Origin of the sequence: Xanthomonas nasturtii (assembly GCF_023337365.3) — a bacterium.
Lineage (GTDB): Bacteria > Pseudomonadota > Gammaproteobacteria > Xanthomonadales > Xanthomonadaceae > Xanthomonas > Xanthomonas nasturtii.
The window spans coordinates 2,185,227-2,198,738 of the sequence record NZ_CP142084.2 but is presented as its reverse complement, the minus strand read 5'-3'; the positions used below and the strand labels follow the sequence as shown (position 1 = coordinate 2,198,738).

8 protein-coding genes and 1 pseudogene are annotated in these 13,512 nt (G+C 64.1%); all 9 read left to right on the top strand.

Annotated features, from left to right (window positions below; all coding sequences use genetic code 11):
• The first annotated feature begins 232 nt into the window (after window positions 1–232).
• The 9 genes and pseudogenes from M3O59_RS09600 to M3O59_RS09560 all read left to right on the top strand — a co-directional run bounded on the left by M3O59_RS09600 (window position 233) and on the right by M3O59_RS09560 (window position 13,457).
• Complete coding sequence (locus M3O59_RS09600) at window positions 233–2,485, top strand: methyl-accepting chemotaxis protein (RefSeq protein WP_116905504.1); 2,253 nt, start codon at window positions 233–235, stop codon at window positions 2,483–2,485.
• 507 nt (window positions 2,486–2,992) lie between these two features.
• A pseudogene (locus M3O59_RS09595) lies at window positions 2,993–5,662 on the top strand (Cache 3/Cache 2 fusion domain-containing protein).
• Window positions 5,663–6,103: 441 nt separating this feature from the next.
• On the top strand, window positions 6,104–6,889 hold the full coding sequence (locus M3O59_RS09590; protein ID WP_181920504.1) for a flagellar brake protein: 786 nt from the start codon (window positions 6,104–6,106) through the stop codon (window positions 6,887–6,889).
• Window positions 6,890–7,024: 135 nt separating this feature from the next.
• Window positions 7,025–7,507, top strand: a complete 483-nt coding sequence (locus tag M3O59_RS09585) for a chemotaxis protein CheW (protein ID WP_002806488.1) — start codon at window positions 7,025–7,027, stop codon at window positions 7,505–7,507.
• Window positions 7,508–7,821: 314 nt separating this feature from the next.
• The gene (locus tag M3O59_RS09580) at window positions 7,822–8,205 is read left to right on the top strand and encodes a hypothetical protein (protein ID WP_039408161.1); all 384 of its coding nucleotides are present in this window, start codon (window positions 7,822–7,824) and stop codon (window positions 8,203–8,205) included.
• 82 nt (window positions 8,206–8,287) lie between these two features.
• Window positions 8,288–10,669, top strand: coding sequence for a methyl-accepting chemotaxis protein (locus M3O59_RS09575; RefSeq protein ID WP_181920503.1), 2,382 nt, complete (start codon window positions 8,288–8,290; stop codon window positions 10,667–10,669).
• 255 nt (window positions 10,670–10,924) lie between these two features.
• Entirely contained in the window at window positions 10,925–11,791 is an 867-nt protein-coding gene (locus M3O59_RS09570; RefSeq protein ID WP_064634934.1) for a CheR family methyltransferase, read from the top strand.
• Window positions 11,788–12,384, top strand: a complete 597-nt coding sequence (gene cheD / locus M3O59_RS09565) for a chemoreceptor glutamine deamidase CheD (RefSeq protein ID WP_042822251.1) — start codon at window positions 11,788–11,790, stop codon at window positions 12,382–12,384. Before M3O59_RS09570 ends, cheD begins: the two co-directional genes overlap by 4 nt.
• On the top strand, window positions 12,381–13,457 hold the full coding sequence (locus M3O59_RS09560) for a protein-glutamate methylesterase/protein-glutamine glutaminase (protein WP_064634935.1): 1,077 nt from the start codon (window positions 12,381–12,383) through the stop codon (window positions 13,455–13,457). Before cheD ends, M3O59_RS09560 begins: the two co-directional genes overlap by 4 nt.
• Window positions 13,458–13,512 lie beyond the last annotated feature (55 nt).

The following is a 13,512-nucleotide window of genomic DNA, read 5'->3' as shown; positions in this document are numbered from 1 at the left end:
AAATTCCGACAGGGAATCAAGGGTCTCTCCCGACAGCCGACCACCAATTCCCTACGTGGTCTACACATGGCCATCACGTAGCTGATCCGTGGATTTACCCGCTCAAACCGCGCACATCAATGCTCTCACGACCCGGCCGTTACTGGATCACGGAAGGCAGCAGTTCCCCGCAGCGCTCCAGCGTACGTGTGCAGCTCCTGCTGCTTCGCCCACCCATTGCTCAGGCCATTCCATGACTTCTTTTCTGCATCGCTTCAACGTCGGCAAACGCCTCTCGCTGGCATTCGGCATCCTGATCCTGCTGTCCTGCGCGCTGGTGGCCGCCGGCCTGTACACGCTTGGTCAGGCGCGCGATCGCCTGGACACCATCGTCAAACGCAATATGGCGATGATCCAGTACGCCACCGACATGCTGGACGCCAATGCCACAATCTCGTTGAACCTGCGCAACATCGTGCTGCCGACCACGCCCGAGCAGAATCGCCAGTTTGGCGAAGTGATCGACACGCAGCGCACCCGCTACAAGGACCTGCGCGAGAAGCTCTACGCGTTTCCCGCCGACGCGCACGACCAGCAATTGCGCAACGCGCTGGATTCAACCCGCGAGCAGGCGCTGGCGCATAACCAGCAGGTGCGCGAACTGGGCACGGCCGGCAAGGTCGACCAGGCCATGCCCATCCTGCTCGAACGCGCAGCACCAGCCACCCAGCGCTGGCAGGATGCGATCCGCACCTACTCGGATGCGCAGCGCAAGAGCAGCCAGCTGGCCTACGACCAGGCCAATGTCTCGATGGCGCGTGGCCGCAGCATGCTGATCGGCGGCGGCCTGGCCGTGGTGCTGCTGAGCGCACTACTGGCCTGGACGATCACCCGCAGCCTCACCGGCCCGCTGAACCGCGCCACCCGCGCTGCCGAGGCCATTGCCGATGGCAAGCTCGATAACGCAGTGCACAGCGAGGCCAGCGATGAAACCGGTCGTCTGCTGCAGGCGATGGACAAGATGCAATCGCAGGTGCGCAACCTGCTCGCCGCACAGACCGACATGGCCAAGCGCCACGACGATGGCCAGATCAGCTTCCGTATCGACGCCGAGGCATTCCCGGGCGAGTATGGCCGCATGGCCGGCGACACCAACAACCTGGTGGCGTCGCATATTGCAGTGAAGATGAAGCTGGCACAGATCATGGGCCGCTACGCGATCGGCGACCTCAGCGAAGACATGGAAAAGCTGCCAGGCGAAAAGGCGGTGCTCAGCGAGACCATGGCCCAGGTCAAGGTCAATCTCGGTGCGATGAATACCCAGATCAAGCACCTGGCCCAGTCGGCGGCCAATGGCGATTTCAGCGCCCGCGGCGATGCCGAGCGCTTTCAGTACGACTTCCGCTTGATGGTGGAAAGCCTCAACACCTTGATGGCCACCGCCGATGGCAACCTGCAGTCGCTCTCGGGCCTGTTGCAGTCGATCGCTGCCGGCGACCTCACCGCACGCATGAGTGGTGAGTTCCACGGCGTGTTCGCACAGATGCGCGACGACGCCAACGCCACGGCGACCCAGTTGTCCGGCATCGTCGGGCACATTCAGCACTCGGCCACCTCGATCAATGCCGCCGCCAGCGAAATCGCCGCCGGCAACCAGGATCTGTCGCAGCGCACCGAACAACAGGCCGCCAACCTGGAAGAAACCGCTGCATCCATGGAAGAACTGACCTCCACCGTCAGGCAAAACGCAGAAAGCGCCCGCCAGGCCAATCAGCTCGCCATCGGCGCCGCCAGCGTGGCATCGCAGGGCGGCGAGGTGGTCAGCAAGGTGGTCGACACCATGAGTGGCATCGAAACCTCCTCCAAGCGCATTGCCGACATCATCAGCGTCATCGACGGTATCTCGTTCCAGACCAATATCCTGGCCTTGAATGCCGCCGTGGAAGCGGCGCGTGCCGGCGACCAGGGCCGTGGCTTTGCGGTGGTGGCATCGGAAGTGCGCACACTCGCACAGCGCTCGTCGGCTGCGGCCAAGGAGATCAAGAGCCTGATCGACGACTCGGTGCAGCGGGTGGCCGACGGTTCGCAGCTGGTGGACCAGGCCGGCAAGACCATGGCCGAGATCGTTGCCAGCGTGCAGCGTGTGACCAACATCATGAGCGAGATCTCCGCCGCCTCGCAGGAGCAGTCGGCCGGAATCGAACAAGTCAACCAGACCGTCACTCACATGGATGAAGCCACCCAGCAGAACGCCGCATTGGTAGAAGAAGCCACGGCTGCAGCACGTGCAATGGAAGAACAGGCCCAGCAGCTCACCCAAGCGGTGGCCGTGTTCAAGATCGAGAGCCACCTGCCGGTTGCCGCACGCACTGCGCCGCTCGGCGCTGCACGCGCCATGCCACGCAGCGCACCGCGGCCGGTGCTGGCCTCCGCCTCGCCCCGCGCCAACAATGGCGGCGCCCATGCCACCGCAACCGCCGCTGCCGGCGACTGGCAGGAGTTCTGATCCGTTGACCACGCCTGGGACGTGCTGCGCCCTCTCACTGCAAGGCGTCGCGCTGGCCAGACGGCACAGGGAGGGCATGACACGCCGGCACCGCTGCGCAACGCGGCAGCGACACGGCAGTTCCCAGTAACACGGTCCACAGGCAACACCACACACTTCGAGAGCCTTCGATCCGCACTCCGCCGATCTTATGGGCCGCTTCCCTTGCGAGGGGAAGCGGCCCTTTTTTGGTTTGCCGTCCCCACTCCCAAGTCGAGACCAGCAGCCAGGCAGGCGTTTTGACGGTCGTTCCGCTCCCCTGGTCGCAAGCGGCGACCCTCAAATTTCACAAAAAATTTACAAATAACAGATGAATGCCGAGGCACTGGAAACGCTTACACCGACTGAGGGCTGAATGCAATGGCTGATTTGTGCTGATTTCGACAGAAACGATGAATTTCGAGCATGGTCAGCCGCTATGGACTTCACGCATCCGTAACGCCCTCCCCCGGGCAAGGTCGATTCCTCATGCATTCCTTTAACCGCCTCTCTGTCGGCACGCGGCTCTCCGCACTGCTGACCCTGGTCATCGCCATCTCGTTGGGCCTGCTGGCTCTGACCATTTACCGTCAGTCCGCTGGCGACATCGAATCGCAGGTCAAGGCCGAGCTGCGCTCAAGTACCCGATTGATGCAGCAGTCGGTTGCGATGTACGACGTCACCCTGACCGAAGGCACCCAGCGCCTGGGCAGCGTGTTTGACGACATGCTCCCCACCGGAGCGCGCGAACTCGATAGCGCCAGCACCGTCACCATCGGCGAGCAGAACACCCCGTCACTGCGCGCCGGCAAGCAGGTGCTGAATCTCAACTTCGACGCAGTGGATCGCTTTGCACAGGCCGCCGGCGGTGTCGCCACCATCTTTGCGCGCACCGGCGACGACTTCGTGCGTATCACCACCTCGCTGCGCAACAAGCAGAACGAACGCGTCATCGGCACCCTGCTCGATCGCAAGGGCAAGGCCTACGCCGCACTGTCGCAAGGCAATGCCTTCACCGGCCAGGCGCAGCTGTTCGGCGAGCAATACATGACCCACTACCAGCCGCTGCGCAACGCCGCCGGCGAAGTGATCGGCGCGCTGTTCGTCGGGCGCAACTACACCCAGGGGCTGGCCGCGCTCAAGTCCCAGGTCAGCGCCACCAAACTGGGCCAGGATGGCTACTTCGTCATCGTCGACATGGCGCCGGGCGACCATCAAGGCCAGGTCATCGCGGCCCCACCGGGCACCCCGGCCACGTTGGCGGCGCTGGTGCCGGCCGAGCAGCAGGCGCTGTTGCAGGCGGTGCTGGACGGCAAGCAGCCCAGCGCCACCCTGCAGCTGCGCGATGCCAAGGGCAGCAGCCAGGCATTCGAAGTCAACGCACAGCGCTACGCGCCGTGGCAGTGGGCGGTGATTGGCGCGCAGCCACGCAGCGCCATCGACGGCCCGCTGGACGCATTGATGGGTAGCATGCTGCTGTTCTCGCTGGTGGTGCTGGCGCTGTGCATCGCGGTGGTGTTCATTGCCGCGCGCAAGATGGTCACCCGCCCGTTGCTGGCAGTGGAACGCGTGCTCGGCGATGTGGCTGCCGGCCGCCTGGACAACCCCATCGAGATCGACCGGCACGACGAACTCGGCCGCCTGCTGCTCAACGCACGCACCATGCGCGACGACCTGCGCGCACGCCTGGAACGCGACCATCTGATCGCCAGCGAAGCGCTGCGCGTACGCACCGCGCTGGACGATGTCAGCACCAACGTGATGATCGCCGACGCCGACCGCCGCATCATCTACGTCAATCGCCCGCTGCAGCGCATGCTCTCGGCGATGCAGGACGTGCTGCGGCACGACCTGCCCGGCTTCGATGCCAACGCATTGAGCGACACCCGCATCGACCAGTTCCATCGCAACCCGGATCAGGCACGCCTGCTGGATCAGCTCAAGGGCGCGCACACCGCACAGATCGAGATCGGCGGCCGCGTGGTGCTGGAAGTGGTCAGCCCGGTGCTGGCTGCCACCGGCGAGCGCATGGGCTATGTGGTCGAATGGAGCGACCGCACCCAGGAAGTGCAGGTGGAACAGGAGGTCGCGCACGTCGTGCAGGCTGCCGCCGCCGGCGACCTCAGCGAGCGGATCGACATCCAGGGCAAGCACGGCTTCCTGCTGCTGCTGGCCCAACAACTCAACACGTTGCTGGACAACAACGCCGACGGCCTGTCGCGCGTCTCCGCGTTGCTCTCGTCGCTGTCGCAAGGCGATCTGACCGCGCGCATGGACGGCGACCTACAAGGCGTGTTCGCCACCATCCGCGACGACGCCAATGCCACCGCCGACCAGCTGGCCGGCATCGTGCGCCGCATCAAGGACTCTTCCCTGGCGATCAATTCAGCCGCCAGCGAAATCGCCACCGGCAACAGCGACCTGTCGCGTCGCACCGAGCAACAAGCGGCCGCGCTGGAAGAAACCGCTGCCTCGATGGAAGAACTCACCGCCACCGTCAAGCAGAACGCCGACAACGCCGACCAGGCCAACCGCCTGGTGCTGGATGCCGCCGGCGTGGCGGTCAAGGGCGGCGATGTGGTCGGCCGCGTGGTCACCACCATGGCCGACATCGACACCTCGTCCAAGAAGATCGCCGAGATCATCAGCGTCATCGACGGCATCGCCTTCCAGACCAATATCCTGGCGTTGAACGCGGCCGTGGAAGCGGCACGTGCCGGCGAACAGGGCCGTGGCTTTGCCGTCGTCGCCAGCGAAGTACGCACGCTGGCGCAGCGTTAGGCCGGTGCGGCAAAAGAGATCAAGCACCTGATCGAAGACTCGGTGACCCGCATCGGTAACGGCGCGGCATTGGCCTCCGAAGCCGGCAGCACCATGCAGCAAGTGGTGAGCTCGGTGCAGCGGGTCACCGACATCATGGGCGAAATCACCAGTGCATCGCGCGAGCAGGCCGCCGGCATCACCCAGGTCAACCAGACCGTCACCCAAATGGACGAAACCACCCAGCAAAACGCCGCGCTGGTGGAAGAAGCCACTGCCGCAGCGCGCTCGATGGAAGACCAGGCCGCACAGCTGGTCGATGCGGTGGCAGTGTTCCGTCTGGAACCGCAAGACCGGCTGAGCACCCTGCTGGCAAACGCACGCCACGCCTATAACTGATGCGGCAACCACGATTGCTGCCAGGGAAATCACAGCGTCGAGGGCGCGATGCCCTCACCGCACCAGATAGCTGGCTGGTAGTTTTTTGAAGAACCAGGACGCCACATCAGAGCGCTGATAGTTGCCTGATTGAAAGCTCTGCACACCGACCAACTTGACTGGTCCTTGCCCGCCCACCGTCGCGGGACCTTGAGCGGCATGGATGCCGCGCCAGAGCCTCCATGGACGGATTCACGGCGTGTCCCGCGATGGTGGGCGGGCAAGGGCCCCGCAGCAAGGGCCCTGCAGCAAACGCACAGCAGCCATGCGCGGCACCCTCACAGCACCAGTAGGCATATGCGTCTGGTCAGCCGCTCTTAAAGATTTCGCTTTGCCGCCGATATCAAGGCGACGCCGGGACAACCCGTCCGGCGCCTTCCCGCTTCCACTGTGCTTGTGCCCATGTCCCAAGGCGATACCTCAGAGCTGGACCACGACGCCGATCACCTTGCCGAAGGTGACGAGCGCTATCTGCTGCGCAACAAGCGGCAGATCCGTGGATTGCTGCGCCAGCTGCTCGACCAACGCGCCATCGTGACCATGCATGTGGCCGGCCGCGACATGGCCGTGCCCACCGCCGTGCTGGAAATCGACGAAGACGACGACTGCGTGATCCTGGACGGCAGCCATAGCGATGCCTCCAACCGCGCCATCGAAGGCGCCAAGTACCTGCTGTGCTACGCCCAACTGGAGCGGGTCAACATCCGTTTCCGCCTGGAAAAGGCCGAGCGCCTGGAGCGCGACATCCACGTCGCCTTCCGCGCCGATCTGCCTAACGCCATGTACCACATGCAGCGGCGCGAATCGTACCGGCTGGAAACCCCGATCACCGACTCGCCCATCTGCACCATCCGTCAGGAAGAAGCACAGGGCGGCGTACTCAACCTGCAGCTGCGCGTCATCGACATCAGCAGCGGCGGCCTGGCGGTAGCGCTCACCGACGGCATGCCCTTGTTCGAACCGCAACACACCTACCGCAATTGCTCCCTGCAACTGCCCGACACCGCCCCCATCACGCTGCCGCTCACCGTGTGCAGCCAGTACAAGCAGACCCTGCCCAACGGCAGCGAAGGCCTTCGCGTCGGCATGCAATTCAGCGACCTGCCACGCGGCGCCGACGAAACCATCCAGCGCTACATTTTCCGCGTCGACCGCCAGCGCAACGCGCGCAAGAGCGGCGCCTTCTGAACCCCCCCGCACCACGCGGGGCCGGCGCCTAAAGTTGCTGCCCACCCCGCCGATGTTGCTAGAGCAACCCGCATCCGTCTCTGCTGCCGCAGTCCTGCCGCAACCTGACATTTAGCCGCAACGCCCGGAGTTTCCATGAACGATAAAAGCACTGCCACCGGCACCGGTGGTGAATTCCTCAGCTTCGCCTTGGGCGAAGAACACTACGGCGTGGACATCCTGAAGGTGCAGGAAATCCGCGGCTACGACTCGGTCACCCGCCTGCCCGACGCGCCCGACTACATCAAGGGTGTGATCAACCTGCGCGGCACCATCGTGCCGGTGATCGACCTGCGCCTGAAGCTGCGACTGAAAGAAGCGCGCTACGACGCCTTCACCGTGATGATCGTGCTCAACGTCGAAGACCGCGTGGTTGGCATCGTGGTGGACAGCGTCTCGGACGTGATCCCGCTCAACGACGACCAGATCCGCCCCACGCCCGAATTCGGCGCTGCGGTCGACACCCGTTTCATCTCCGGTATCGGTACCCAGGACGATCGTATGCTGATCCTGCTGGATATCGAAACCCTGCTGGACAGCACCGAGCTGGGTCAGCAACTGGTCGAAGAAGCCGCCTGATTCAAACGGCTGACCTGCCTCGCCCGCGGTCGTCGGAGAGGTGTGGAGGATGTGCAAGCAATGCTGTGTACGACACGTACATGGCAACGCCGGCACCCACCGCACCGCTCCGACGGCCGCAGCGGTTTCAGGCAAATGGTTATACGACCATCGCGTGTCGGGAGACTCCCGACACGCGACGCACCACTATTTTAAAGTGAGACAGCAGTCACGCTTTTCCACTTCAAGTTGAACGGCAGCTAGCCGATAGCTGAATAGAAGCCCGCATCCACACAAGCGGGTCACCGTTCGACTTTTGATTCTGGAGAATCCCTATGAAGTTCCTGCTCTCGCTCCTCCCCGTCGCTGCTCTCGTGATCGTCGCTCCCACGCTGTCGGCTCAGTCGCAGGAAATGATTCCGCCGGAGATGGCCACCCGCTTCGTCGGCAAGGACGGTATGGTGTGCGGCAAGGTCGAAAAGGCCAAGTACGCGCAGAGCTCGGAAGGCGAACCCACCTTCCTGTACATGGGCGGCATGTTCCCGCGCCACACCTTCTCGGCGCGCATCGACGGCGCCAATCGCGGCAAGTTCAGCTTCGCCCCGGAATCGCTCGAAGGGAAGGACGTCTGCGTCCTCGGCAAGATCCAGCGCGACAGTTCGCGTGCCGAAATCGAAGTCAGCTCCCCGGCCGGCCTGAAGCTCGCCACCATCAAGTAATCGCATCGCACATCGCCACGCCCATGCGTGGCGATGTGCTGTCTGGATTATGCGGACTGACTTTCACGGGGGAATCGTGTCAATGCAATGGATCAATAATCTGAAACTGATGCCGCGTCTGATGCTGGCGTTCGCCGTCGTGCTGCTGATCATGCTGGTGCAGGGAATCATCGCGTATTCAGGCCTGGCCTCGCTCAATAACGTCACCCGCGACCTTGCCGGCAACACCATGTCCAGCGTGCGCGAGGCCGGCGATCTGCGCGGCATGCTGGGCGAATATAGGAATGCGTCTTATCAAAATCTGGTGCGCGCCAGTGATGCGGTCAAGCAGGACGCCAAAGTCCACGCCAAGAAGCTCAACGGCGAAATCGAAACGACGATCAAAGGCTATCCCCGCCTGATCGAAACCCCGCGGCAGAAGAAGTTGTTCGACGTCTTCGTGGCGGACTGGAAGAAGGCATCGGCCTCCTACGCCAGCGTCAGTGAAATGATCGAGCTGAATCTGCCCGACGATGCCATCGACACCTTCGTTGGCGAGACCCGCACCCTGCACAGCAAGGCCCAGGATTCGCTGGCCGCGTTGATCGCCGAAGACAATCTGTTGGCGCAGGCTGCAAAGAGCAAGGCAGAGACAGTCCACGCCACTTCCGTTTCGCTGACCGTGATGGTGCTGCTGATCGGCATCGTCGGTGGCCTGGGTCTGGCGTTTCTGTTCGCCCGTTCCATCGTCAAGAACATGCGCGGCGCGGTCTCGACTGCCACCGAAATCGCCGGCGGCAAGCTGGATGGCCAGATCAATGTGCAAGGCCAGGACGAAGTGGGCGAACTGATGCGCTCCATGCAGCGCATGCAGCGCGATCTGAGGGAGCGCATCGAACGCGACCAGAAGATTGCCGACGAAAACCTGCGCATCCGCACCGCGCTGGACAAGTCCTCCACCGCCACCTTCATTACCGATACCGATCGCACCATCATCTACGCCAACGAAGCGTTCACCAAGCTCGTCGCGCACTACCAAGGCAGCATCCGTCTGGCATCGTCGGATTTTGAAGCCGGCCAGATCATCGGCCAGCACATCAGTTATCTCGGCCTGCCCGAGGCGACCGTGCGCAAGGCAATTGCTGCGTTGGAACGCGATGGCATCACTAACTTCGAAGAGCGCTACGGCGAGTTCGTGATGATGCAGACCGTCACCGTCATCAAGAACGAGCAGGGCGAGAGCACCGGCGAAGTCTGCGAATGGCGCGATCGCACCATCGAAGTGCAGGTCGAAGAAGAAGTCGCCCGCATCGTGCGCGCCGCTGCCAGCGGCGACATGAGCGGCCGCGTGGAAACCGACGGCAAGCACGGCTTCTTCCTGCAACTGGCGCAGCAGCTCAACGGCTTGCTGGATGCCAACGCCGCCAGCCTGGAGCAGATTTCCTCGCTGCTCTCGGCGCTCTCGCGTGGTGACCTGACCGTGCGCATGCATGGCGAGTTCAGCGGCGTGTTTGCGCAGATGCGTGACGATGCCAATGCCACCGCCGAGCAGCTGGCCGACATCGTCGGGCGCATCAAGGTCTCCTCCACCGCCATCAACTCGGCGGCTGGCGAAATCGCCTCGGGCAATAGCGACCTGTCGCACCGCACCGAACAGCAGGCCGCCAACCTGGAAGAAACCGCTGCCTCGATGGAAGAGCTCACCTCCACCGTCAAACAGAACGCCGAAAGCGCGCGTCAGGCCAATCAACTGGCCATCGGCGCCACCGGTGTGGCCTCGCAGGGTGGCGAGGTGGTCTCGCAGGTGGTCACCACCATGTCCGGCATCGAAGCCTCGTCCAAGAAGATCGCCGACATCATCAGCGTCATCGACGGCATCGCGTTCCAGACCAACATCCTGGCGCTGAACGCCGCAGTGGAAGCGGCACGTGCCGGCGAACAGGGCCGCGGCTTTGCGGTGGTCGCTTCCGAAGTGCGCACGCTCGCACAGCGTTCGGCCGGTGCGGCCAAGGAGATCAAGGGTTTGATCGACGACTCCGTGCACAAGGTGGCCGAAGGCTCGGCGCTGGTGCGCAAGGCCGGCGCCACCATGGCCGACATCGTCGCCAGCGTGCAGCGCGTCACCGACATCATGGGCGAGATTTCTGCCGCTTCGCAGGAGCAGTCGGCCGGCATCGAGCAGGTCAATCAGACCATCACCCAGATGGACGAAACCACCCAGCAGAATGCTGCGCTGGTGGAAGAAGCCACCGCCGCCGCCCGCTCGATGGAAGAGCAGGCCGGGCATCTGGCCGAAGCGGTATCGGTGTTCAAGCTGGACGACACCGCCGCGCATGTGGCGCAGACCGCACGGATCCGCCCGATCGCCTCGCGCCCGGTTGCAGTGAAAAGCCCTGCCAAGCCGGCAGCACGCGCAGCGGCAAGCGGGTCGCGGCCCGGCCAAACCCAGGCCGCGCTGGCCGACGGTAACTGGCAAGAGTTCTGATCCACCGCCTCACCCACAACGCCCCGGCACTGCCGGGGCGTTGTGCATCTGGGGTGTGCATCTGCGCTGACCACTGCGCGCCCGCTGCCGCGGATTGCACGACTTGCGGCTTGCGGCTTCCAGCTCGCAGCGCCCGAAAAACGCGCAGCCCGGCCAACTCACACGGCCTACCGAGCACAACCGCGTGCAATCCACGTATTGGCGCTTCAGTTGCGCGGCTCCGTGGCCGATATCCAGTTATAGCTCACGACGCGTATGGATATGACGACCACGACTTCCGCTTCAGACACACGCGAATTTGATTTCGGCGACCGCGACTTCAAGCGCGTCTGCGATTTGATCTACCAGCGTGTCGGCATCTCCCTGGCTCCGGCCAAGCGCGACATGGTGTATGGCCGCCTGTCGCGTCGTCTGCGCGCGCTCGGTCTGCGCTCGTTCCGCGAGTACATCGACCAACTCGAAGCCGGCAACGACGAAGAAGAATGGCAGGCGTTCACCAACGCGCTGACCACCAACCTGACCTCGTTCTTCCGCGAGCCGCACCATTTCGACAAGCTGCGCGAAGAACTGCAAAAACGCGCCTCGCAGGCACCGCTGAAGATCTGGTCGTGCGCTGCATCCACCGGTGAGGAGCCCTACTCCATCGCCATCACTGCCTGCGAAGCCTTCGGCACGCTGACCCCACCGGTGAGCATCGTTGCCACCGATGTCGACACCCAGGTGCTGGAAACCGCCTCGCGCGGCGTCTACGCCATCGACCGCGTCGCCTCGCTGGATGCGGCGATCAAGCGCAAGTATTTCCAGCGCGGCAGCGGCCCCAACGAGGGCAAATGCCGGGTCATTCCGGCGCTGCGCCAGCTCATCGAATACAAGCAGTTGAACCTGCTGACACCGCGCTACGACGTCGGCGGCCCGTATGCGGCGCTGTTCTGCCGCAACGTGATGATCTATTTCGACAAGCCCACCCAGCGCGGCATCCTCTCGCGCCTGGTCAGCCACATGGGCGACGACGGCCTGCTCTATACCGGCCACTCGGAGAACTACCTGCACGCGGCCGACCTGATCCAGCCGTGCGGGCGCACGCTGTATCGGCGCGCACCGCGCGCAGGAGCCTCTGCATGAGTACGGCCGTGCAAGTCGACGATGTCATGCGTTACCGCGATTCGCGGTTCCAGACCATCGCCGCCAAACTGCTGCCCACCCAGTATCTGGTGGTGGACGACGACACCGCGTTGACGACCACCTTGGGATCGTGCGTTGCGGCCTGCCTGCGCGACCCAGTGCTCAAGATCGGCGGCATGAACCACTTTCTGTTGCCGGAAGGCCAGGTCGGCGACGGCGCACCCGCACGCTACGGCAGTTATGCGATGGAGTTGCTGATCAACGACATGCTCAAGCGCGGCGCGCATCGCAAACGCATCGAAGCCAAGGTGTTCGGTGGCGCCAACGTGCTCAAGGGCTTCACCAGCAACCCGGTGGGCACGCGCAACGCCGAGTTCGTGCGCCAGTACCTGCAGGCCGAACACATTCCCATCATTGCCGAAGATCTGTGCGGCATCCATCCGCGCAAGGTGTGGTTCTTCGCGACGACCGGCCGCGTCGTTGTGCAGCGTCTGCCGCATGCACACGAAGCCGAAGTCGCCGCCACCGAATCGGCCGTGCGCGCCCGTCTGTCCAAAGCACCGGTTACCGGTGGAGTGGAGTTGTTCGAATGACGCTGGAAACCCCTGTACGCGTACTCATCGTCGACGACTCGGCAGTGGTGCGTCAGATGCTCACCGAAATCCTGTCGCGCGACCCCGGCATCGAAGTGATCGGCTCGGCTGCCGACCCGATCCTGGCGCGCGAAAAGATCAAACGCCTCAATCCGGACGTGATCACGCTGGACGTGGAAATGCCGCGTATGGACGGCCTGGTGTTTCTGGAAAACCTGATGCGCCTGCGCCCCACCCCGGTGGTGATGATTTCATCGCTGACCGAGCGCGGTGCCGACACCACCTTGCAGGCCCTGTCGCTGGGCGCGGTGGACTTCGTGTCCAAGCCCAAGATCGACGTCGCCCGTGGGCTGGAAGGTTATGCCGAAGAGATCGTCAGCAAGGTCAAGATGGCTGCCAGGGCCAAGGTCAGCGCACTCAATCGCCCGAGCGCGCCCAAGGTCACCCTGGACATGCAGTCCGCACCGGTGCCGGGCAGCGCACTGCGCTTTCGCACCACCGACCGTCTGATCGCCATCGGCGCCTCGGCCGGCGGCACCGAAGCGCTGCGCGTGGTGCTGGAACACATGCCCGCCGATGCACCGGCGGTGGTGATGACCCAGCATCTGCCCGCCAGCTTCAGCACCGCCTTTGCCGAGCGCCTCAATCGTCACTCGGCCATGTCGGTGCGCGAAGCCAGCGATGGCGAAGCGATCCTGCCCGGCCACGCCTATCTGCCGCCGGGCGGCCAGCATCTGCGCATCATCCGCGACGGTGCGCGCTGGCGCTGCCGTATCGATGACGGCCCGCCGGTCAATCGCCACAAGCCTGCGGTGGACGTGCTGTTTCGCTCGGTTGCCGCCAACGCCGGCCCGAACGCGGTCGGCGCCATCCTCACCGGCATGGGCGACGACGGCGCACGCGGCCTGCTGGAAATGCTGCAGGCCGGTGCGCCCACCCTGGTGCAGGACGAAGCCAGCAGCGTGGTCTGGGGCATGCCCGGCGCCGCCTACAAGCTCGGTGCCGCGCAGGAAGTGGTGCCGCTGGACCGCGTGGCCGAGCGCTTGATCGCGCTGTCGGCGCAGGCGCGCTGATCCCGCATGACCGCCCCTCCCCCACATCCGACTGACCCAACCGAGCAGCCCGGCA